This is a genomic window from Carboxylicivirga linearis (assembly GCF_018271995.1).
GTDB classification, from domain to species: Bacteria; Bacteroidota; Bacteroidia; order Bacteroidales; family Marinilabiliaceae; genus Carboxylicivirga; species Carboxylicivirga linearis.
In genome coordinates this window covers 12,396-35,044 of sequence record NZ_JAGUCO010000011.1, presented here as the reverse complement: position 1 = coordinate 35,044, position 22,649 = coordinate 12,396, and the positions used below count along the sequence as shown (strand labels likewise).

At 36.6% G+C, this 22,649-nt stretch carries 19 protein-coding genes; 11 read left to right on the top strand and 8 right to left on the bottom strand.

The genetic code is table 11. The features are described from left to right. Positions 1-92 precede the first annotated feature (92 nt). The 4 genes from KEM10_RS14140 to KEM10_RS14125 all read left to right on the top strand — a co-directional run bounded on the left by KEM10_RS14140 (position 93) and on the right by KEM10_RS14125 (position 4,615). On the top strand, positions 93-353 hold the full coding sequence (locus tag KEM10_RS14140) for a hypothetical protein (RefSeq protein ID WP_212216674.1): 261 nt from the start codon (positions 93-95) through the stop codon (positions 351-353). Positions 354-371: 18 nt separating this feature from the next. Further along, positions 372-686, top strand: a complete 315-nt coding sequence (locus tag KEM10_RS14135; protein WP_212216673.1) for a hypothetical protein — start codon at positions 372-374, stop codon at positions 684-686. Between the two features lie 267 nt (positions 687-953). Next, positions 954-3,701: a S8 family serine peptidase gene (locus KEM10_RS14130; RefSeq protein WP_212216672.1), complete on the top strand. Its 2,748-nt coding sequence runs from the start codon at positions 954-956 to the stop codon at positions 3,699-3,701. A 35-nt stretch (positions 3,702-3,736) separates the two neighbouring features. After that, entirely contained in the window at positions 3,737-4,615 is an 879-nt protein-coding gene (locus KEM10_RS14125) for a PorV/PorQ family protein (RefSeq protein WP_212216671.1), read from the top strand. Positions 4,616-4,684: 69 nt separating this feature from the next. On the opposite strand, the gene KEM10_RS14120 is transcribed toward KEM10_RS14125, so the two are convergent. Then, entirely contained in the window at positions 4,685-5,260 is a 576-nt protein-coding gene (locus tag KEM10_RS14120; RefSeq protein ID WP_212216670.1) for an ExbD/TolR family protein, read from the bottom strand. Between the two features lie 169 nt (positions 5,261-5,429). Then, on the bottom strand, positions 5,430-6,830 hold the full coding sequence (locus KEM10_RS14115; protein ID WP_212216669.1) for an alkaline phosphatase: 1,401 nt from the start codon (positions 6,828-6,830) through the stop codon (positions 5,430-5,432). Positions 6,831-7,024: 194 nt separating this feature from the next. Here KEM10_RS14115 and KEM10_RS14110 point away from each other — a divergent pair, with 194 nt between their 5' ends. From KEM10_RS14110 to KEM10_RS14080, 7 genes are all read left to right on the top strand, one after another. Then, on the top strand, positions 7,025-7,723 hold the full coding sequence (locus KEM10_RS14110) for a DUF4405 domain-containing protein (RefSeq protein ID WP_212216668.1): 699 nt from the start codon (positions 7,025-7,027) through the stop codon (positions 7,721-7,723). Positions 7,724-7,970: 247 nt separating this feature from the next. Next, positions 7,971-9,758 carry a helix-turn-helix domain-containing protein gene (locus KEM10_RS14105; protein ID WP_212216667.1) on the top strand — a complete coding sequence of 596 codons (1,788 nt, stop codon included), beginning with the start codon at positions 7,971-7,973 and terminating at the stop codon, positions 9,756-9,758. Positions 9,759-9,914: 156 nt separating this feature from the next. Further along, positions 9,915-10,550, top strand: a complete 636-nt coding sequence (locus KEM10_RS14100; protein ID WP_212216666.1) for a hypothetical protein — start codon at positions 9,915-9,917, stop codon at positions 10,548-10,550. A gap of 23 nt (positions 10,551-10,573) precedes the next feature. Then, positions 10,574-11,743: a serine hydrolase domain-containing protein gene (locus tag KEM10_RS14095; RefSeq protein ID WP_212216665.1), complete on the top strand. Its 1,170-nt coding sequence runs from the start codon at positions 10,574-10,576 to the stop codon at positions 11,741-11,743. Between the two features lie 36 nt (positions 11,744-11,779). Then, positions 11,780-12,847, top strand: a complete 1,068-nt coding sequence (locus tag KEM10_RS14090) for a serine hydrolase domain-containing protein (protein WP_212216664.1) — start codon at positions 11,780-11,782, stop codon at positions 12,845-12,847. An 18-nt stretch (positions 12,848-12,865) separates the two neighbouring features. Beyond that, positions 12,866-13,729, top strand: coding sequence for an SDR family oxidoreductase (locus KEM10_RS14085; protein ID WP_212216663.1), 864 nt, complete (start codon positions 12,866-12,868; stop codon positions 13,727-13,729). Positions 13,730-13,755: 26 nt separating this feature from the next. Beyond that, entirely contained in the window at positions 13,756-14,391 is a 636-nt protein-coding gene (locus KEM10_RS14080) for a CatB-related O-acetyltransferase (protein ID WP_212216759.1), read from the top strand. An 18-nt stretch (positions 14,392-14,409) separates the two neighbouring features. On the opposite strand, the gene KEM10_RS14075 is transcribed toward KEM10_RS14080, so the two are convergent. The 6 genes from KEM10_RS14075 to KEM10_RS14050 form a co-directional block, all read right to left on the bottom strand. Then, on the bottom strand, positions 14,410-15,357 hold the full coding sequence (locus KEM10_RS14075) for a helix-turn-helix transcriptional regulator (protein WP_212216662.1): 948 nt from the start codon (positions 15,355-15,357) through the stop codon (positions 14,410-14,412). A 2-nt stretch (positions 15,358-15,359) separates the two neighbouring features. Beyond that, a complete protein-coding gene (locus KEM10_RS14070) occupies positions 15,360-15,725 on the bottom strand; it encodes a DUF3795 domain-containing protein (RefSeq protein WP_212216661.1) in 366 nt (121 codons plus the stop codon). Positions 15,726-15,788: 63 nt separating this feature from the next. After that, positions 15,789-16,241 carry a GyrI-like domain-containing protein gene (locus KEM10_RS14065; protein WP_212216660.1) on the bottom strand — a complete coding sequence of 151 codons (453 nt, stop codon included), beginning with the start codon at positions 16,239-16,241 and terminating at the stop codon, positions 15,789-15,791. Between the two features lie 142 nt (positions 16,242-16,383). Further along, a complete protein-coding gene (locus tag KEM10_RS14060; protein WP_212216659.1) occupies positions 16,384-17,214 on the bottom strand; it encodes a mechanosensitive ion channel family protein in 831 nt (276 codons plus the stop codon). Between the two features lie 129 nt (positions 17,215-17,343). Further along, positions 17,344-19,737, bottom strand: coding sequence for a beta-galactosidase (locus tag KEM10_RS14055; RefSeq protein WP_212216658.1), 2,394 nt, complete (start codon positions 19,735-19,737; stop codon positions 17,344-17,346). 26 nt (positions 19,738-19,763) lie between these two features. Further along, the gene (locus KEM10_RS14050; protein ID WP_212216657.1) at positions 19,764-22,607 is read right to left on the bottom strand and encodes a sugar-binding domain-containing protein; all 2,844 of its coding nucleotides are present in this window, start codon (positions 22,605-22,607) and stop codon (positions 19,764-19,766) included. Positions 22,608-22,649: the final 42 nt, after the last annotated feature.

Genomic DNA, 22,649 nt, shown 5'->3' with positions numbered 1-22,649 from the left:
CTGTTGATAAATCGAACATCAGGAATACTTCTTTCCTACATTATTGTAGGAAAACTGGAGATGTGTCTAACAAAAATGTAAAATTGAAGCCTATGTCAATTGGAAATGCCATTAAGTTTATAAAAACAGTTGATACAGATGATAGCTTTCGAAAATCGCTGTATCGTGTTAAAGGGGGGTGGGATGGATTAAACAACTTTCTTCATCAGCGCGACTTATTTTATACACCGGGCGAATTTGAAGAAGCATTTAATCATTTGCATACCGAATGCCAATTTGAAGAACAGGCAGACAGACTTTATAATGTTTTACATCTATTGCAACTTGTGCTTGGAGATCAAAAAGAAGTTTAACCTTAAAACAATTGGAAAATGACTAACGTTTCATATCGTTCTCTTACCGAGATTAAAGATTTAATTGAAGATTTAGGATTTGCTATTTCGTATCCATACGATGATTTGGTTTTTATTGATAGTAATGCCTTTTTGATTCAGTTTGATGATTCTAAAAAATTCAGCTATTTCATTCATTTTAATAGCGAATTAAAAAAAGGAGCAAGTGAGGATTTAAAAAAACAACTCATTGAAAGTCCTAAAGCTAAAAAACTAAACTTGGTGTTTAAAGGCACCTATACAATTAAACAGTCTGAAGCGGAAGAGCAAATAGATCTTGTTTTTGAAGATTAATTTGAATATTAAGTATATGTATTAGCCTCGGTTTTGCCGGGGTTTTTTTATATGCAATAAATTGTAAAAATATTTCTCTTCATCTAATCATTCCGACCGATTGGTCTATAAGTAAAATTCCCACTTTAACGTAAATTATTCTCACTTACACATACATTCTGACATCAGTATACAAATAAATACTAGTTTTGAATTTTGTTTTTAACTATAAAATAATGTGCTGCCCTAATAATCTGATTTAGCATCAAAAAAAATAATACTTAATCAATGAAAAAAATAAAGTTGCGAATAGCTATCCCCTGGCTTTTACCTATTGTTTTATTCATGTTTTCCTGCGAACGAGATGATATTCAAGTTTCAAATGAGGTAGATGAAAATGTTGTTGAGGAAATTCATTCAGAAGCAATGGTGGAAGGACTCGTTCGTATAAAACTAGAGCGAACAACTTCCCAATCAATGTCTGTGTCTTTAAAATCAGGAAAAGTAAAGACGGATATCAGTAATATGGATACCTTGTTTAATTCAATTGGCGTACGCACATTTAAGAGAACTTTTCCATATGCCGGTAAATTTGAGGCCAGAACAGTTGAAAGCGGGTTAGATTTATGGTACGATGTGATATATGATACAACTCAGGTTAAATTAGCAAGTGTTCTTAGTAGGTTCAGCAACCTTAATGAAGTGGTAAAAACAGAAGGAGTACCGCATGTTAAATCAACCGGAAGCCGATTCAGATCAATTCAAAAAGTTGTTGAGAGAGCTGCTGCATTAAAAGCAACGACAACTACTTATCCGTTTAATGATAATTTTTTGAGTCTGCAATGGCATTACTATAATGATGGAAGTTTAGATGATGGAATTGAAGGATGTGATATAAATTTGTTTGATGCGTGGAAAATTCAAACGGGCAGTCCTGAAGTAATTGTCTCAGTTGTAGATGGAGGAATTGAATTTGATCATGAGGATTTAGAAGCCAACATGTGGGTAAATTCTAATGAATCACAAAATGGTATGGATGATGATAGCAATGGATATGCAGATGATGTTTATGGTTATAACTTTGTAAGCAGAACAGGATCAATTGCAGCGCATTCTCATGGCACTCATGTTGCCGGTACCATTGGAGCAGTTAACAATAACAAAATTGGTGTTTGTGGTATTGCCGGCGGTGATGGAATCACTCAAGGTGTTAGACTTATGTCATGTCAGGTGTTTGAAGAAGATGCTGATGGAAATGATGTTAGTGCACAAAGTTTTGCCGAAGCAATTAAGTATGGAGCAGATAATGGTGCAATTATTTCACAAAATAGTTGGGGTTACGATGGTGCAACCTCTATTCCTACACATATGCAAGAAGCAATTGATTACTTTATTAAATATGCTGGATTAGACGAGCATGGTAATCAGGTTGGTCCAATGAAAGGAGGAGTGGTTATTTTTGCTGCAGGAAACGATGGATTGGAGACTGGATTACCAGCCAGTTATGAGCCCGTTGTAGCAGTGGCGGCTGTGGCTCCTGATTTTAAAGCAACCTATTATACCAATTATGGTAACTGGGTTGATATTTCTGCTCCCGGTGGAACATACGATGATAATGGAAAATATGCTGATGCAGGTTATATGATTGCCAGTACTTCAATCAATGATGAATATGTATGGAATATGGGAACTTCAATGGCTTGTCCTCACGTTTCAGGTGTTGCGGCACTAATTGCCTCAGAATTTGGTGGAGATGGTTTTACTCCCAGCGATTTAAAGGATCGTCTCTTTCAAGGAACTGTTGATATTGATTCATATAATCCAGATTATGAGGGTAAGCTTGGAATAGGTATTGTAAATGCCGCTGCTGCTTTAGCAGACCTAAATGCTCCGGCTCCAGCTATTGTTAGTGATTTATATGTTGAGTCCTATCAGAATACAATTGATTGTAGATGGAGTGTTACAGGCAATACTGATTTGTTAAAGGCTACCAACTACACTTTTTATTATTCAAACTCATCATTCTCAATGGACGATGTGCTAAGTGAAAGGTCTGATATACAGAATGATTTGTCATATTCGCCTCATAAAGAAATTGGCCAATCTATAACGCATACTATTGAAGGATTGGATTTTAGTACAACATATTATGTAGGCGTAGTAGCATCCGACCTGGTTGGAATTTCATCTGGCTTATCTAATGTTGTCACCGTTTTAACCGATGATAATAATCCACCGAAAATAATAGCAGAACAAGAAAGCGAATTAACCTTGAAGGCTCATGAAACTAAACAACTGGTATTTAATATTCAAGATCCGGAAGCACATGAGGTTAGTTGGTCTTTGAATGACCCGTCGGGATATGCTATTTCTTCTGGTTCCTCTTATGTTGCCAGAATTTATATTAATGGATTAACAACTCCAGCAGGTACCTATTCGGCATCGATTACTGCACAGGATGAGTGGGGGGCTTCATCAACTTATAATTTTACATACACGGTTGAAGAAAATCATGCTCCGGTAGTTACTATACCTATGGAAGATACCTATATAGGTGATCCGGATAAAGAGTATACATTTAATCTGACTGAATATTTTAATGATGAAGACGGTGAGACATTGAGCTACTCAATAAGCTATAATGAGTCGATGATGTCGGCAAGTGTTAATTCAGGTCAATTAACAATTAAGCCAACTTCTTATGGACTGTCAACTTTTACTGTTACAGCATCTGATGCGTTGGAAGAATCAGCTTCTTTTACTTTTCAGATTATGATTCGTGATGATTCCAGCGATGTGGATGTATTTCCAAATCCTGTAGTTGATAAACTAAATATTCGAATGGGTAATTCGGTTGAAGGATCTATATCAGTGGAAATATTTAACAGTGATGGTGTGCTTCGAGATACTAAAGATACTGATATTTCAACTTTTTCGCCGGCACAATTAGATCTTAGTAATCTTTCGGCAGGAAGCTATAACCTAAAGATTCATTACAAATCCCAAACTTTTGAAAGAAATATTGTAAAATTATGATCAGATCTATATTCGTTGGATGCCTATTCATTATAATGGGTACGCATATATCAGCCCAATCGGGTTCCATTTTATCTGTGCCCATCGATACTCGTAGCATTTCGTTGGGTAATACTTATCTGACTTCATCTTCTTCTAACGGTATATATACTAATATGGCTGCTTATGCTTTAGAGGATAATAAAATTGATGTTGGGTATAATTATCGTCCTTGGATAACTAATATATCTGATGGATACAGTTTTAACAGTTTTACGGCTGGTTATTCTGCAGGATTTAAACATTACTTTTCCATTGGATATAAAAAGTTCACTAAACCAGACTTTGACCTGACAGATGATTATGGAAATGTTTTAGAAAGCTATTCTCCGCAAGATTATAGCATAGGTTTGGGTTATGCATATAAATTAAATTCAACCAGTGCACTTTCTGTTACCTTTAACTATATCAATAGTGATTTAAGTAAAGATTATTCGGCCAGCACTTATTATGTCGATTTGGGATTTAAAAGTAAAGTAAAGCAGTTAGATTATGGAGTGATGGTTCGTAACCTGGGGGCTAAACTGAGTTACCCAATAAGTGAAAGTGTTCTACCTCTAACTTTTGCAGCAGGTGTGGGGTATACTAAAGATTTATCAGAAAATCATAGTATAAGAGCTCAGTTTGATGCATCATATATTAATGGAGATGAGAATGAAAAAGGACAAGCGGTTGGCCTTGGATTAGAATATGCATATCTGTCCCGTTTTAATGTTAGAACTGGTTATTTCAATAGTCATAAAGATGTTGGAATTAGTTTTTATAGTTTAGGAGGAGGTGTCCGTTTGGGCGGTTTTTGTATTGATTTAGCCTATTTAATTGCGGATAATGCCTTGAAAAACAACTATAGTCTATCAATTTCCTGGAAGATGTAATAACATATTGATATTTGAATAGAACAGGACATGGTACTATTTTTTTGAGTAGCATGTCCTGTTTTATTATTATTTGGATGCAAGTCTAACAGGTTCGGCTTCAGATATTAACTTTGGATATACTTGACGAACAGCTTCTTTTTCTTTCGTATTTAGTTTCTGATAGTCTTTGCCAAATTTACTTTTTGCCAGATCATTTCGGAGCTCGTTAAAAGCTCTGACTATCTCGTTTTGAACCATTAAGTATACTTGGTACTTGGTGTCGTTTGCTGTTTGCAGTGAAATGATTCCTTTGCTGACTGCTATCGGCCCAAAAAAAGTTATGTCTTTTATTTCATTGGCAGATAGGTTAGGATCATTGGTAGGGTTTACTATAAATTGTTTAGTAGCATCAGTTAATTGCTCCAGTTTCATTAGCTTTTTCTCAACCATTAATTGATTATCAGCATTCACTAACACTTCAAAAACATTTCGATCGTTTTTAGGTGGAGTTTTTGTATCAATTTCGTCCTGGTAAGGAGGTAATAACGTTCCAAGTCCTAAATCGGCTTCCATTGTAGTTGATACTAGGAAGAAGATTAATAATAAAAACGCGATATCGGCCATTGAGCCTGCGTTAACTTCTTGTGTTTCTCTAAATTTCATAATTGAGGTATTAATTATTGTTAGTAATTAATGACCCTGCAATTATTTCTTCCGATTAAGTAGATGTTAATATACAAAAAATATTGATAATAAAGTATCGCGTCAAATAAAAAAGAAGCACCCATTAAAGATGCCTCTTTGATATATATTCATGACTTGACTAAGTGTTTTAAACCAAAGCTAGGTCATTTACTTCAGCCACTTGCAGCATATAGTTATGTAACTCGTAGTTTTTAACAAAAGGAGTGAGTTTTTCGCTACCTGCTCCAAACATAGCCAGTTCAACAAAATCAGCGGAATGATTCATTCCTGACCACCCAACGGAAGTGTAGTTTTGTTGGATCTGTGCCAACGGTTCAAAAGGTAAATTGTATGCGTTATACAATCCTTCTTCATGTGAATCATAGGCTTTCAGTATTTCCTTGGCCTCCGAATCAGAAATGACAATGTTTTGCGCATGTTTAATTCGCTCAATAACATCAGATGGCTTGTCGTTTTTAGTTATTTCAAATAATAGTTTGTCGTTGGTGTATTTTGCCGAAAACAAAGTTTCAAACTTCTTATCAACCTTCTTGCTTTTAATTAGTCCAGGATTGGCATTTCCGTGATCTGTGGTGATGACAACCAGAGTATCATTTCTTCCTTCTGCAAACTTTATTGCTTCAGCAACTGCTTTGTCAAAAGCAACCTGCTCATAAATTAAAGCAGCAGTATCGTTAGCATGTGCAGCCCAGTCAACTTTTCCACCTTCAACCTGTAAAACAAAACCATCAGAATTACTACTCATTAACTCAATGGCTTTTTTTGTCATCTCCGATAAGGTTGGTATTTTATCTTTTAGCTCTGCATTATTCTGTAGATCCAAATCATACGGAAGTCCATCTTCATGAAATACACCTATCACAGGTTTCCCTTTAATTGTATTTTTCATTTGAGATTTATCTCTCACTACTTGAAATCCAGCCTGATTAAAATCTTCAAAAATATTCTTTTTATCATCTCTTTTGGTACCATCAAAATATTCCAATCCGCCACCCATCATTACATCAAATTTTAAATCCAGGTACTTCGATGCAATTTTGTCCTGCATATTACGATGCTTGAAATTAACACTAAATCCTGCTGGTGTGGCATGGGTAATAGGCACAGTTGTAACACATCCAACAGCTTTACCGGCCTCTTTAAATTTTTGCAGAATAGGTTTATTAAACGTTCCGTCGGGATTAACATTCAGCGATCCGTTTTTGACTCTTTTACCGCCGCCCCATGCCGAGGCGCCTGCAGCCGAATCCGTGACTAATGAATTGGCAGAAGCTGTATCCATAAAGGCTTTCTTAACACGGTTTTGTCGGTATAGATCAATCCAGGTACTTCCTCTACCTTCCTTCCTCTGAAGCAATAAATCAGCCATATTTAATGTTCCGGAACTCATACCGTCACTCACCATAAAAATGATATTCTTAGCTTTTTTTCTTGCTGATGGACTTTTGGCATTTAGTATGGTAGGTGCAGCAAATGCACCTGTTACAGCTGCAAGTAGTCCTGTATTTAAAAATTCTCTTCTTTTCATTTCTTTTACTATTAAGCTGTGAAAATATAAAATGTACCGACCAAACAGTTTAAATATTGATTAAGAAATTACAAATAATTGTAATGACCAATAAGTTGATAAATCCATTATTAAGCATAGTGTTTACCTAAATAATTATGCCTAATTTAGAGTGTATTTATAATGAATAATTGCTTTAACTTAAACCTAATATTATGCAAACAAATGAAATTCGAATTAGTAAAGTTAAACTGAATTTTATTATTGACATTTTAATGTATCTCAGCATGATGATTGTGGTGGGTATAGGTTTCCTAATGGAATATGTGCTTATTCCTGGCTCCGAAAGACATGAGGTATACGGAAGGAATGTTGAATTATCATTCTGGAATATGGATCGTCATCAATGGGGCAATATTCACTTGATTTTTGGTTTTGTTCTAATCTTTTTGCTGTTACTTCATATAATTTTTCATTGGAAACTAATTGTTGCTATTTATAGAAGAATGATATCTGGCAAAAGTATAAGAATCGTTCTGGGTATTATTTTACTATTTCTGACACTAATACTTGCAGTTGCCCCCATTTTTGTAAAACCTGAAATACAGGAAGGAGGAAAAGGTGATCATAATGGTGGTGTTAGAGGTAATCGTTCTTCGGAGAATCATATAGAAAGTAAAGTCATTAAGAATAACGAAAATGTAAAACAGCACGAGGAGTATGGTGTTGATATTTATGGTTCTATGACATTAAAAGAAGTTTCCGAGAAATATAATATCCCTGTTAACGATTTGGCTAATGCAATTGATGTTCCTGTTTCTATGGCTGACGAACGATTAGGACGTTTAAAACGTGACTATGGTTTTGATATGAATGATTTGCGTGAATATGTGGAAGAAATGCTTATTAAGTAGGATGTTTTAAATGATTTGGAGTTAGTGCCTCAGGTAATGATTGGCTAATAACTCCATATTCTTAATAACCATATACTGTAACATGCGAAAGGTAAATATTATCCTCTCTACTTTTCATGTCATGTCTATATATGGCATATGATTCCAGATTTATTTCGACTTAAAAATTGATACAATGGGTTATTGAAATTCAACATTAAAACCTCACATTTGTTAATAGAAAAACCTGACATTGTAAATTGTGTGAATGAATCGTATTAGGGGAGCCCACAAGGCAGCAGATAAATCGATTGCTGTTTTGCCTTTTATCAACATCAGTAACGATGAGGATAACGAGTATTTTAGCGATGGTATAACCGAAGAAATAATAAATGCTTTAACTAAAATTGAAGCGTTAAAAGTAATTGCCCGAACGTCCTCTTTTTCGTTTAAGGGTAAGAATATTGATATTCGGGAAATAGCTCGCCAACTGGGCGTTGCTGCGGTATTGGAAGGTAGTGTAAGAAAATATAAGAACCGGGTACGTATTACAGCTCAGTTGATAAATGCCAGTGATGGTACTCATTTTTGGTCGCATAATTTCGATAGAGAAATAGATGATATCTTCGCCCTACAGGATGAAATAAGTTTACTGATAGCCGATAAAATAAGGGAGAATTACGGGCATTTTAATATTCAGGATCAGCTGGTATCTACCGAAACAAAAAATATCAAAGCCTACGAGCTTTATTTAAAAGGACATTTCTTTCAACTCAAATGGGATCCTGATTCCATAAAAAAAGCCACAGAATATTATAAACAATCCATCGTTCACGATGCTGAATTTGCCCGCGCGTATTATGGGCTGGTTCAGGCATATGGTCTAATGGCTGCCTGGGGTTATATGCCATCAGAAGAAGGGTTTGCCAAAGCCATCGAATATTTTATGATAGCTCAGGATTTGAATAAATCATTGCCTGAGTACGGGCAGTCATTTGTAGGGAGAACCTTTTGGATGGAGTGGGATTTTAAAGCCACCTACAAACAACTAAAAGAAACCTTACATCTGCATCCTAAATATACAGACGGACTGGAAGCCATGGCTGAGTTATTTATTGCTCATGGTAAATGGTCAAAAGCCGAAGAATATATCAAACGAGCCATGGAGGTAGATCCCATGTCGGCCAATCATTACTATACGCAGGCGCATATCTGCTATTATCAAAAGTTTTTTAAGAAAGCACTCCAATTAGTTGAACAGGCTCTTTTTATCAATCCTGATTTTGTATTGGCTTACGAGTTAAAAACTCTTTGTTTGATATGGTTAAATCAAAAAGATGCATTTGATATGATGGTAGCAGGGATGGAGGATGCTGACCTTAAAAGGATCTTTTTTGATGTTATTAACAATGGGAAGAATTCATTAAACAGCACATTGGTTGATGAGTGGAAAGATGCTGCTATAAAGTCGCATATGGTACCTTATGAATTGTTTATCATGGCTAATTCTAACCATAAAACAGAAGCATTGCAATTACTGAGGCAATATGTTGATCAGAAGCGAGGACAAATTATTAATTATCGGTTCGATCCATCTCTTGAGGCTTTGCAGGTCTTTGGAGAATTTCATCAATTACATCAATCCAACTTAACAATTGAAGGTGCTGATGTTAGTAATGCTAATTTACAAGCTCCATTAAATAGTCATCATAAGGATTTAGATATTCAAATGCAGAGATTGGAGGATTTTATTCATACTAAAAAGCCTTATCTTGATCCTCAACTTAGTTTAACTGGCCTGGCTGATGCCATTCAAATTCATCCCAATAAACTATCTTTTCTTATTAATGAAAGAACGCAGATGAATTTTAATGAGTTTATAAACCAGTATCGCCTCAGGTATTTTAAAAGCATAGCAAAAGATAATAAGTATGCGCACCTTACTATTATTGGTTTGGCTTATGAAAGTGGATTTAACTCTAAATCGGTTTTTAACGCCTACTTTAAAAAAGCCACAGGTATTACCCCTGGTAATTGGTTAAAGGAAATAAAGTGATGCTATTGTTCTGTTAGCGTTAGTTTGTGTTGTGTTTAAAAGTACTGATTTTCATAAATGCGTCCTGAATCATATATTAAGACGAATTACTCTTATTTACATGCCATCTTTGTATCGTTGATAAGTAGAAAATTATTAATTTAATCGATAACACAGATGAAAAAAGGTTTTACTAAAGTAAGAAGAAGTTATGTTGTAGCACTAGCTGTTTTATTGTTCAGTGTTAAAGTAAATGCACAAAGCACGCTAAATACAAATAAGGAAGAAAAAGAGAAATGGATTAGCCCTGCTAAAACAGCCATTAATGTTTGTCCAGGTGGTTTTTTTATGGGATTTTATTCGGCTAATGTAGAGCATTTATTTGGTGAAAATCATGGGGTGGTTTTAAGAGGTGATTTGGAAACTATTCCGCAAAGCTATTCCGATGCTGAGATAGACGCCAATGGCAAAGCCGTGATTTTAAATTATCGTTACCATATTGGGGGAGGACTGAATTCATCGTACGCAGGCATTTTCTCGCGTTATCGTAAAATAAAAGGTGATGGAACGTTAGAGTCCGGTAAATTTAATTTTTCGTTACCCGAATACACTATTGGTTTAAATGTGGGAAAAAGATGGATTTGGAAAAGTGGCATTACCTTAAATTTCGCACTGGGTTATGGATATGCCATTGATAATTTAACAGTAAGTAATTCCAGTCAGGATGCCATGGATGCAATTGATGTATTTCGTGATGATTATACTTTTATGAATGGTTTTTTGGGAGAATTTTCCTTAGGATATGCCTTTTAGGAGATCTTGTAAATCAGGCTAAAATGAGAAATATATTTGTACATATTATTTGGGTGTTGCTTGCAATCACAATTACTTCATTACTCTTCTCCGGTTGCACAAATAGAATGAGTCTGGAAGAGATCCATTCAAAAACTGAAGAATACTTCAGTGATGAATTACAGAAGAAGCATATACACAATGCATTCTTAACTATTTATTCTCCTTCGAAAGAAATAGATTGGACTTTTTCTGGAGGTCACTTTGCAGATGGGAGGGAGGTAACAGCCTCAAATCCATTTTACACCGCCAGCATTGGTAAAACATTTACAGCAACAGCCATAGCACTGTTGGTTGATCAACAAAAGCTCAGTTTCAATGATCCGATAAATATGTATTTGCCTGATTCGGTAATGTTAAACCTGCATCATTTTAAGGGTATCGATTATTCTCATGAAATAACCATTGCGCATTTGCTTCAGCATACTTCTGGTCTGCCTGATTATTTTGAAGATTCAACTATTGATGGAAGTACGAATGTAATGGAATTACTGTTTTCTAATCCGGATAAATATTGGTATCCAACCGAAACCATTGAGTTTGCCAAAACAAAGATGAAACCGTTATTTAAACCCGGTACCGATTATCATTATACCGATACAGAATATGTTTTATTGGGGCTTATTATTGAGAAAGTAAGCAGTACGGCCTTGCATCATTTTTTCAGGGAGCATTTTTTCATTCCTTTGAATATGAAGTATTCCTACATGTTATATCGCTCTAAAGCAATCAATCAAACAGCGATGTTGTCCGAAATATTTGTGGGTGATAATGAGGTGTCAGGCATGAAAAGCTTAAGTGCAGACTGGGCAGGTGGAGGATTGGTTTCAACAGGTGCTGATTTAATTAGATTTCAGGAGACTTTGTTCTCTGGAAAAATAGTTAAGGGAAATACGTTGGCGGCAATGCAACAATGGATTCCGGAAACCTACGGGATGGAATACGGATACGGATTAAGAAGAATAGTGTTCAAAGAATTATTTCCCATCTTACCTGATTTAACTTTAATTGGTCATTCGGGTATTACAGGTTCGTTTATGTACTATTGTCCAGAGATAGATGTTTATTTATCAGGTACATTGAATCAAACTGACGAGGTGAAAGAGTCGGTGAAATTATTAGTTAAGATATTAGTGTTACTCAATAAAAATTAAAAAGTAGGCAATATAAACATGCTACTTAATAAACTTATGAAAAAGTACATATATTCAGTTATCTCTATATTGTTGGTTTGTGCTTCGTGTACTAAGGATGAAGTGCCGGCAAACTATAGTATAGATTATACCAATCCGCAGTTGTTTTTTGAAGAATTGGAATACCATGGAGCAGTCCTGATTTCGAAATCAGGCAATGATATTATTCGTAAAGGGTTTGGTATGGCAAACCACGAAACAGGTGAATCGAATACTGTTACAACAAAATTCAGGATTGGTTCAGTTAGTAAAACGCTTACAGGAATGGGTATTATTCAATTAAAAAGGGATGGTTTAATTGCCAGTTTTGATCAATCATTAAGCGATTTAGATCCTTTGTTTTCTTCTTTCTCTGAAATTACACTTCGTCAGTTATTAATGCATCAAAGTGGCATACCTGATTATATTCCAATGGTTGAAGATGCTGCAAAAACAGGTGAGGCTATTTCACCAATAAAAATTTGTGAGTTGCTGGAAGAGCACATTTCATCCGAAGGATTGGTGTTTACACCAGGCACTTCAATGCAATATTCAAATTCTAATTATTTGTTAGCGGCTGTGTTGATTGAGAAATTAGCCGGTAGTAGTTATGAGAATTACATTCATCAGAATATCTTACAACCTTTAAATATGCAGCATACCGAAATGGGTACTAACTCTATTCCTTCTCAAGGATATGCACAAGGGTATAATGGAACCCAAAATGTTTCTGATTATCCAATGGCCATTACAATAGGAGCCGGTTGCTGGACCAGTAGTGTTGAAGATATGGAAATATGGTGCAAGGCTGTGATGGAAGATGAATGGTTAACCGAAGAAGAGAAGAATGTAATATGGGGATTAGATGTTGCAGCAGAAACAACTGTTTTCGGAATGTCGTGGTTTGTAAGCAACATCAATAATAAAACCTTTATTTGGCATGGAGGTGATATTGATGGCTTTTCGTCGTTAATTGGATTTATACCCGAATCGGAAGGTGTTATTATCGCTTTGAGTAATGAGCAGGATAATACAGCCATTATCCGCAATACCATTATTGAAACCATCTTACATAACGAATTTTAAATTCTTTCTTGCAGTAATATGAAAAAGATAGCCATAGCCGGTTCAACCGGTTACTTAGGAAAATGCATTGCAGAAGCTGTAGTATCACAAAAAAGCATCAATGCTTTATTGCTAGCCCGAAATCTGGAAAAGTTAGCAGTTTACGAAGGTGAAAATATTACAAAAGTAAAAGTTGAGTTTACAGATAACATAACTTTACAAGGGATGTTGAATGGAGTAGATACTGTAATCTCAACTGTAGGTATAACCCGGCAAAAAGATGGGTTAAGCTATATGGATGTTGATTATGGAGCCAATCATAATTTGCTGGAGGAAGCCAAAAAAGCAGGCGTCAGAAAATTTGTGTATGTTTCGGTGCTAAATGGTCAGAATATGAGGCATCTGAAAATATGTGAGGCAAAAGAACGGTTTGTTGATGAGTTAAAAACTTCAGGGCTAGAATATACCATTATTCGGCCTAATGGCTTTTTCTCCGATATGAAGGATTTCTTGAATATGGCTCAAAAAGGCAAGGTGTATTTGTTTGGTACTGGCGAAAATTCTTTAAATCCAATACATGGTGATGATTTAGCCAGAGTTTGTTTGGATAGTATTCATGTTGATGATGAAGAAATAGAAGTGGGAGGTCCCGAGGTTTTTACGCAAAATCAAATAGCTTCTCTGGCATTAAAAACGCTAAATAAGCCAGTAAAGATTGTACATTTATCTGACTGGATAAGGAGTTTTACATTGGGTTTGGTACGAACTTTTTTACCTTCGAAAATATATGGCCCAATTGAGTTTTTCTTATCGGCTATGGCTTCGGATATGATTGCACCTAAGTATGGCGTTCATAAATTGGAAGATTATTACCAAGGCATAAGTCATGAATTCAGTAAATGAAAACATTCACAAAACATGATAATACAATGAATATTCCTGATAAAAACAGTACTTATCCATTAGCACATTACCAAAACCTGGTTTTTCTTAAAAATATAATTCGCAATCCTAATATTTTGGTGGGTGATTATACGTATTACGATGATTTTGAGGATCCGCATAATTTTGAGAAAAATGTGAAGTACCATTTTGATTTTATTGGTGACAAACTGATTATTGGTAAATTCGGTATGATTGCCTCAGATGTTACGTTTATAATGAATGGAGCCAATCATTTAAGTAATACAATCAGTAGTTATCCATTCGCCATTTTTGGTGGTGCGTGGAAAGACGCTATGAACGGTAAGAGTTATCCAACAAAAGGAGATACGATAATTGGTAATGATGTTTGGATTGGGTATAATGCTACCATTATGCCGGGTGTTACAGTAGGTGATGGATCTGTTATTGCATCCAATTCAACTGTTACCAAAGATGTTGAACCTTATACCATTGTTGGAGGGAATCCAGCAAAAACAATACGAAAGCGTTTTTCAGATGAACAGATAGAGATTCTTTTACAACTACAATGGTGGGATTGGAATATTGAGAAGATAACACAAGCTGTACAAATTCTTACGGGAGATGATATAAAGGCGCTGAAGAAATTAAAGGAGGAATAATAATGCCTTTTCTACCGGTTATTTAAGGTAATGTTTGGCTAACAGCTCCACATTCTTAATAACCATTTCACTCAATTCTGGAGGCGAAAGAATTTCCACTTTATCCTCCATGCTTAACGTCCATTTGCTAAACGATTCCAAATCGGAATTGGCAAATCGCATCTTGTAATGGTTGCCTTCTTTGGTTTCTTCCAATAAACCAAACCAATACTTCGACGAAGCCAGTTTTTCGAGAATACTTTCATGAACTCTTATTTCGATGGTAACTAGGTCAGTTTCTTTGGTCATCCGTTCGAAATATTCATTCAGCGACAGATGGTTCTTTTCATCATAGGTTCCGGAAAGTATGGTTAACTTAGAAATCCGATCAAGTCTGAAATCTCGATAATCATTGCGCAATCGACAATAGGCAATCAAATGCCATCGCATATCGTAATTACATAAACTTATCGGCTCAATTGTTCTAACGCTTTGTTTACCATTATAATTGGCAGTGTATTCAATTTGTAATATTTGTTTACTCGCTAAGGCTATCTGTATCTCATGCAAAAACAGGTTTTGCTTACAATCTTCACTTCCATGATTAAAAACGGTGATTTTATCAGATAAATTATTAAGATGATCTTTATCATTTTGCTTCAAAACAGCTTTAACCTTAAACAAAGCACTCTCGAACGATGCAGCTATATTTAAATCTGATAGCTGTCCAACTAGCTTCTCGGCCAGTAAAAAGGCGCAAGCTTCTTCGTTGGTAAACATGATAGGAGGCAAGTGAAATCCCGGGTTGATAAAGTAACCAACTCCGGCTTCGGCTCCAATGGGTATACCAGCTTCTTCCAAAGCTCTGATGTCGCGATAAACCGTTCGCAGGCTAATCTCGAATCGATCGGCAATTTCTTTAGCTGTAACAACCCTTTTGCTCTGAAGCTGAATTAATATGGCACTTAAGCGGTCAATGCGGTTCACTTCTAAATAGTTTGTTTGGTTTTGATTGACATTTGTTTTAGATCAGCCATCTTATCAACATAAAGTGCTTCTCCGTTAGTTTTAATGTATTGCAGACTGGCAATGCGATCGGTTTTAAAGATAAATTTAAAGACTTTTCCTATGGCATTGTTTATTTTCTTACAGTTTTCAGGTTCAGTGATAGTACAATGAGCACAGTTGATAAAGCCATTTTCGATGTTGCAGGTACGTATCTTACACCAGGTTGCCTTTTGATTGGCAGCACATCCTGGGCATTTGCCATTTTTTAATTTTGAACAGGAACCACAGTACAATCCGCAATAGGCTACTAGTTCAGGGTTGTTAACAATTGGTTTGTCTGTTTTCATTCTAGTCTGGATTAAAAGCCAAACGGCTAGAATAAACCGTTCGACTGTATAAATGTAATTAAATTAGAGTACCTCTACTTGTATTTCGGTTATACATTTGTTCTGATCTTCAAAATCGCAATGATGATACACTTCGCGACATTGGCCTGTTGGTTTAAAGCCTTGTTGTGCCAGTTTGCCAAATAGTTTTTCGTAGGCTGCACCTAACTCACTCCAAGGTCCATGATGCATATCTGTAATACATTTAAAGGCATTTAATTCTTTAAAGGATATCAGATTATTTTCCTTACCGGTTTCAGCTACCGGCACACAAATATCAAGGTTGAATTCAGTATCCATCTGGCCATCACAATCGATGTAATGCCAGATTTGCGGAGCTGTAGGCTTGATGTTTTGCTTCTGAATTTCTTCCATTATCATATTCGGAATTACTCCAACGGCATTGCTAATGGTTGATAACGAAATTTTGATACTGTGAATTGCTACTGTTGTGGGTGCTACTTTTTTTGTTTCCATCTTTTGTTTGTTTTAGATTGATAATGCAAAGAAACATGGCGGTAGTGACAACAGTATGTCAGTAGATTTTTATAGGTGTTTATTATTCTGATAATAAAAAAGCCGGAGGACCCGGCTTAGTTTATGTTTATTGGTAATCATTCTAATTTGAAATACGAGCATCTTTATCAAAATGAACATCCACTTGAGGGAATGGAATGGTAATACCACCTTCATCGAGAGCAATTTTACCTTGTTCGTAAACGTCAAAATAAACAGTCCAATAGTCCTGTGGTTTAGTATGGGGTCTTACAGCCAGATTTACCGAGCTATCACCTAATTCACTGACTCCAACAAAAGGAGCGGGATCTTCTAATACATTCGGATGATTACTCATCACATTTAATAATAGTTCTTTGGCTTTCTTGATATTTGATTCGTATGAAATGCCAAATGTCATATCAACCCTTATTTTACCTTCGGTTGTGTAGTTGGTAATATCACCGTTAGAAATAGCTCCATTAGGTATAATAATGGTTTTGCTCTCAGGAGATAAAAGTATGGTGACAAAAATATGAATTTCTTTCACCACGCCCAGATGGCCTTGAGCTTTAATTAAATCACCCACTTTGTAGGGTTTGAAAATTAAAACCATAACTCCGCCAGCAAAATTTGCTAAGGTACCTTGAAGAGCAAGTCCAACAGCTAGTCCCGCAGCTCCCAAAATGGCAATAAATGAGGTGGTTTGAATACCTATCATTCCTGCTACACTAATCAGTAAAAGTGCTTTTAATCCAAGGTTAGTAAGGCTTGATACAAAACCAATTAATGAAATATTTACATTTTGTTTTGTCATTACCTTTCGAGCCATCTTGGTGAAGCGATTGATAACCCACAAACCAACAACAAGAACAATAAGGGCCAGAATTACTTTAGGGCCATACACTAATATTACTTCATAAGCTTTCTCAATTAGATTTTGATATTTTTCCATTGTGTTAGAATTTGTTATTACTATGATTTTTAAGGTACAGTAATAAATGCAATAGTTCAACAACTACCTTTCTAACAACAATATAATTAGTCCTACCGCATGCTGTTATTCATGTTTTTTATCATTGGTTTAGAGAGAGATAACTGTTTTGTATTCCGGAATGACTTTAAAATCTTTTATCTCTAAATATTTCCCTTTTATAAATTCAGGAACTTCATTCAGATCTTTCAAGTAACTATAGTCGGAGTACATAGGGTGAAAAACAAATACCATCTGATTATCATTCAATTCAGAAGCAAAGTTTTTTAAGCTGAGTTCCCATGTGCGATTATGGTAAAAATGATCGGTAATCATTTTGCCGTCAATAAATGCCAGACCACGATCGCCGATGTAATCAATATCAACAAATACATCATTCAGGTTGGAGATGATAGATTGCAGTTGCAAAGTATATTTTCGCGAGGTTGCTTTTTCAATCACTACATCGGGTTTTATTTCGTCAAAAGTCACGGTATACGAATCAAAACCTTTATGCAAAGTGTTCGCTTTTTTAATATTTGCCGAAGAAGCTGCTAAATCTCTTTTTTGAGCCGGAAAGATGTGAATTTGATTTTCTGTTTCGCGCGTTATTAATTGCAATTTATTAGTATCCTTCAGAATTAATGCATCCGAAATATATAAGTCTTCGTTTATTTTAGTGGCATTAACCGCCATATCTTCCGGTATAACTAATATGCTGGTTTCATTTGCGGTAAACGAAAAAGGCCCCGATGTATTGGAGCTTACCTTACGTATACCGTTAACCATTGTAACTCGTGCGTTATTTAGTTTCGATATTTTAGTGTCTGTTGGAAAATTAATCTCGGCATCTATTCCGGTGATGCTATGGAATACATAGTAATTCATCTCCGTTTTTTTAAGGATAGTCAGCGGTTGAACGGTAGCTGATTTAATCAGTGCCTTTTCCAGTTGTAGATTAAAAGGAAGTATGGCACTGGTGGTTTCATTAACATCAAAAGTTCCTATAGAAGGGAACGAGAAGGTTTCGTTTTTAGCATGTATATCAATGTGTACATCTTCAATATTCTTCAGATCGATATGATCCTGGAAATTGATGATAAACAAGAATCCGGAATTACCGTATGAGCGGACTGCATATCGTAATGTTTCTGTGTTATCAGCTTTGATACCGGTATTTGTTTCTGGTAAAACAGTCTTCATCGGAGCAAGTACATCAGCATATGCATCTAAAAATAGATGCAGCATACGCAGATGTTTAAAATGGTAGCGTACTTGTCCGTATTGCCCAATGGGAGCCTGAAAATCATAATTGATCCGAGGTATTCCGTTTGCTTCTTCGTTATAGTATTTACCTTCGAGCACCGGGGTTGAACCACCATGATACATGTAATATCCGATGCCATTTGAGCCACTTCCGATAATGCGGGTCATTAAAGGATTAACACTTCGGTAATCAACCACCGGGCGACGTGAGTATTTAACCTGTATACCGGGACCAATTTCGGCGGAGATGGAAGGGTAGAGGTCGGTATTGTAGCTTACCGGGCTATAGTCCGGTTTTTTTCTGATGTCTTTAAAGAGATAAAAGCTTGAAGGTCGCGGATCAGACCAGAAAGGGTAGGCATAACCAGCGGTAACCGGTAAGCTTCCTTTTTCAACTATGGTGGCATTTCCCCAACCAGTAGCTGTATAGATAGGTGTATCCAATCCATTCTTCTTAGCCAGTTTTTTCAGGTTGACCATGTGTTGCTTTCCGTATTCCGACCATGGATTTACACCATCGGTAACGGTAATTTGAGTGTGCGAAAAAGCAGCTTCACGATCAGGAACTGTTCCGTCTTTTTTACTTCCTGGATACATAAATTCCCAGGGAGCTGATGAATGCTGATATTCGTTTTCGAGCTGAATGCCAATTACCGGTCCGCCGTCTTTATACAAAAGACCGACTGTTTGTTTGCCAATCTCTCCATACAAACGGTCAACGTAATCAAGGTATTCAGGAGCGTTGCTTCTTACTTCAAATGTTCTTCCGTAGAGCCAGTCGGGCAAGCCTCCGTTACGCATTTCACCGTGACAAAACGGACCCACACGAACAATGGCATATAGCTGATGTTTATTAATCAACTCAAGAAACTTTTTCAGGTTCAGGTCTCCGGTCCAATCGAAAATACCTTCCTTACGTTCGTGAAGATTCCAGAATACGTAAGTAGCAATGGTATTGATACCACCGGCTTTCATCTTTAGGACCTCTTCTTCCCAGTATTTCTCATCAAAGCGAGCATAATGAAATTCCCCAATAATCGGAAAGAAAGGTTTACCGTCTTTTTCGATATAATAACTGTTAACTGTAATTTCTTCTCCGGCAGGATTAGAACCACCTAAATCAAGATGTCCACGGATAATTTCCTGCTCCGGCTGATCAATATTGATGGTATAGGTGGTTTGAGCTTTTATGCCCGATATCAGAAAAACTGCCAGTATAAATGTTGTTATCTTTCGCATATTCATAGCTTATTAATTTGGGTGTATTAAGGATCTTCCCGTACATACGATTTCCACCCCTCACGTTCTTTCTTCTCAAAAAGTTCTTCTATCACTTCATAATTAATATCAGAAGAAGGAAAAAACTGATCGGATATTATATAGTTGAGAATACTTTGCTTCAACTGACGTGCCACTGGTCTTTCATTCATATTGTCTGATAGATCAATGCTGCAAACCATCAACTTACCTTTTCCCACATTTGCTTCAAAAAGCATTGCCAGTCTTCGATTCATAAACCAGGTGTCGATGGGTTGAATCAACGGACGAAAATCTACAGGGAAATACTCCAGATTCATGGCTTGTTGCAGGTTATCAATTTCCCACCACTGCATATCGCTGTAATAATCAGTAGGGAAATCATTAAACACAGGATGCTCATTTTGAATTAATACACCCGTTGTATGTGGCGGACGCATGCGGAACCAAGATGTATTCCAAAAAACAGGCGTATGATGCTGAACCACATCTTTACCATTCTCAACTTTACCTGCAGCAAGCAATAATACTGATTTACCATCTTCTAATGCCTGTAAGGTTTTTGCATTAATCTGATCGGTAATAATCAGATCATCCGTTTTAATTTCTGGTTGAGCAACAGGGTAAACCCATATATTCCATTGGTTTTGATATTCGCCCACAGATACAGCAAGCGTTAGTTGTTCGGCTTTTTCAGCAAAACTTAAAGGGACCTCAATATTACCAATCGGATTGTTGTGACCAACCGAAATGGTTGAGGTTTTGATACTTCCTTGTTTAACTACGGTGGCTGAATCTCTTAGCAACTGCCATTTTACGGGTTCATTGTTGATAGCTTTACCACTGAAATTAGCAATCTCGATTGCAGCTTCCAGATTTTCGTTGGATTCGAAGGTGAATTTTGGAAGTCGTACTAATGGCACCACTTTGTTACAGAACGACGAAAACTCTTTGGCTGTAATATAACCTTTCTCATCCCAAAAAGCATCCAGAACACCAACTAGCGCAGTTCCCTGTCCGCTGAAATCAATCAATGACAACAGCTGGAATCCTGCCAGATTAGGCGTTCGCATGGTAGCTTCTATCTCTTGTTTGTAGCACGATGCCTGCATTTTACCCGAAGCCATCAGAAAATCATCGGCTAAATCAGACATATGATGATCAGCCAGATCTTCCTGAAATAGCTCAAAGTTTTTAGCTTTGAGCGATCCTGTATATTTTTCAATCTCTTTAAAATTGGGGAATACACACCATTGTCCCATTTCAAATGTTACATAAGGGCGCTCTTGATTCTCGGTTTTATCGCGGTAATCGAATTCCGATTCGGGTTGTTTGGTTTTCCACTGCAGACCTCGTGGCGGAGACCGAACAATAAAATCGCTGTTATCGATAATGGCCCAGCTTCTGCCTGTAGAAGCGCCGGTAAATACCCGTTGTGGATCGTATTTTCGGAAGTGATCCACCCAGTTTTCGAGATATGGCACATATTTACCCGATGGCTCGTTGCCATATGCCATCATGCAAAACGACGGATGATTACCATAAGTATCAATGATGCGCTTGGTTTCGTCCATCAGGTATTGATCAACGGGTTTACCATATCCCAGCGAAGTGGAATATTTTGCCCAGCTCGGACCTTCCACCTGCAAATAAAAACCGGCTCTGTCAGCCGACTTAAAAGCTGCTTCGGGCGGGCAATATGAATGGAAGCGCATATGGTTCAATCCAAATGATTGACAAATTTCGAAAATACGATCCCAATCTTTTTCATCGGTTGGCGGGTAACCTGTCAGCGGAAATACGCAGCATTCGGTGGTACCTCTTAAAAACAGAGGAACGCCGTTTATTTCGAAATGTTTATCGTTAATGGTGAATTCCCTCATTCCGAATGATGATGCAAATGAATCGATAGATCCTGATGAATCAGATAATTGAACGCTTAGTTCATAAATATCCGGTGAAAATTCGCTCCAGGTTTTGAAATCATCACCCATTGGAATGTTGTAAACCAACGTATCCTTTTCAACTTTACAATCTTTAGTCAGTGCTGGTAACTGATGATTGTGATTCTTTCCTTTGACCTCAAAAGTCAGTTTACCGTTGGGCAAGGCTGAAGACAGGATTACCTCTGCTGTTATTGACTGTCCTTGTAAATTAGGAGTGATTTTTAATTGCTGAATACGTACATCTGATTTGGGAAACATCTTCATGGCACCAACTATTCCGTTCCAGTTGCCCTGAGTATGATCGGAGATACTGTGAGAATTAATTCCGGGATCAATATCACGAATGGCATTATCGACCAACACTGTCAGACGATGTTTGCCTTCTGTTACAGCTTCAGCAGGTATAATAAACTGATGAGGTACAGATAAGCTGTTGTCTGATCCGATTTTTACTTTATCAAACCAAACCGTTGTTTGCCAATGAGGACGTTCCAGAAAAATGACAATATCTTTGTCTTGCCATTTGGCAGGTATTTCAACTTCTTTCTGATACCATGCCTTCCCTACATAGTGTTTGTCAGGAGTTAACCAGAACGGGAATTTAACATTGCCCGCCTGACGATATTTTTCCATCGCAGGATTGAAATACCATGAGCTGTCATAAATACTTCCCGTCCAGTTGGTATGCAAATCAGGTTCATGACCTATGCCATAATCGCGAAGAGCTCCGGGGAGTGAAATGGTATTATTAAAATTGGTATTAAACCACTTTTCTTTAATTCCAATTTCTTTTTCATCCAGTTGATAGGTCCATTCTCCATTTAAATCTATCTGTAATTCATTTGATTTTCGACAACTGCAGAGTGATAATACCAGGATGAGTATAAATGCTATTGGATTTTTCATATTGCTGCCACCTTTACTTTTTTTGATGAATTTAAGCTTATT

What these genes read in the sequence shown, in the direction of transcription:
- KEM10_RS14065 (WP_212216660.1), bottom strand. Translation starts at nt 16,241, where the DNA reads ATGGAAACAAAAAAAGTAGCACCCACAACAGTAGCAATTCACAGTATC.
- KEM10_RS14070 (WP_212216661.1), bottom strand. Translation starts at nt 15,725, where the DNA reads ATGAAAACAGACAAACCAATTGTTAACAACCCTGAACTAGTAGCCTAT.
- KEM10_RS14090 (WP_212216664.1), top strand. Translation starts at nt 11,780, where the DNA reads ATGAAAAAGTACATATATTCAGTTATCTCTATATTGTTGGTTTGTGCT.
- KEM10_RS14110 (WP_212216668.1), top strand. Translation starts at nt 7,025, where the DNA reads ATGCAAACAAATGAAATTCGAATTAGTAAAGTTAAACTGAATTTTATT.
- KEM10_RS14125 (WP_212216671.1), top strand. Translation starts at nt 3,737, where the DNA reads ATGGGTACGCATATATCAGCCCAATCGGGTTCCATTTTATCTGTGCCC.
- KEM10_RS14140 (WP_212216674.1), top strand. Translation starts at nt 93, where the DNA reads ATGTCAATTGGAAATGCCATTAAGTTTATAAAAACAGTTGATACAGAT.
- KEM10_RS14105 (WP_212216667.1), top strand. Translation starts at nt 7,971, where the DNA reads ATGAATCGTATTAGGGGAGCCCACAAGGCAGCAGATAAATCGATTGCT.
- KEM10_RS14115 (WP_212216669.1), bottom strand. Translation starts at nt 6,830, where the DNA reads ATGAAAAGAAGAGAATTTTTAAATACAGGACTACTTGCAGCTGTAACA.
- KEM10_RS14085 (WP_212216663.1), top strand. Translation starts at nt 12,866, where the DNA reads ATGAAAAAGATAGCCATAGCCGGTTCAACCGGTTACTTAGGAAAATGC.
- KEM10_RS14050 (WP_212216657.1), bottom strand. Translation starts at nt 22,607, where the DNA reads ATGAAAAATCCAATAGCATTTATACTCATCCTGGTATTATCACTCTGC.
- KEM10_RS14120 (WP_212216670.1), bottom strand. Translation starts at nt 5,260, where the DNA reads ATGAAATTTAGAGAAACACAAGAAGTTAACGCAGGCTCAATGGCCGAT.
- KEM10_RS14135 (WP_212216673.1), top strand. Translation starts at nt 372, where the DNA reads ATGACTAACGTTTCATATCGTTCTCTTACCGAGATTAAAGATTTAATT.
- KEM10_RS14060 (WP_212216659.1), bottom strand. Translation starts at nt 17,214, where the DNA reads ATGGAAAAATATCAAAATCTAATTGAGAAAGCTTATGAAGTAATATTA.
- KEM10_RS14095 (WP_212216665.1), top strand. Translation starts at nt 10,574, where the DNA reads ATGAGAAATATATTTGTACATATTATTTGGGTGTTGCTTGCAATCACA.
- KEM10_RS14055 (WP_212216658.1), bottom strand. Translation starts at nt 19,737, where the DNA reads ATGCGAAAGATAACAACATTTATACTGGCAGTTTTTCTGATATCGGGC.
- KEM10_RS14130 (WP_212216672.1), top strand. Translation starts at nt 954, where the DNA reads ATGAAAAAAATAAAGTTGCGAATAGCTATCCCCTGGCTTTTACCTATT.
- KEM10_RS14080 (WP_212216759.1), top strand. Translation starts at nt 13,756, where the DNA reads ATGAATATTCCTGATAAAAACAGTACTTATCCATTAGCACATTACCAA.
- KEM10_RS14100 (WP_212216666.1), top strand. Translation starts at nt 9,915, where the DNA reads ATGAAAAAAGGTTTTACTAAAGTAAGAAGAAGTTATGTTGTAGCACTA.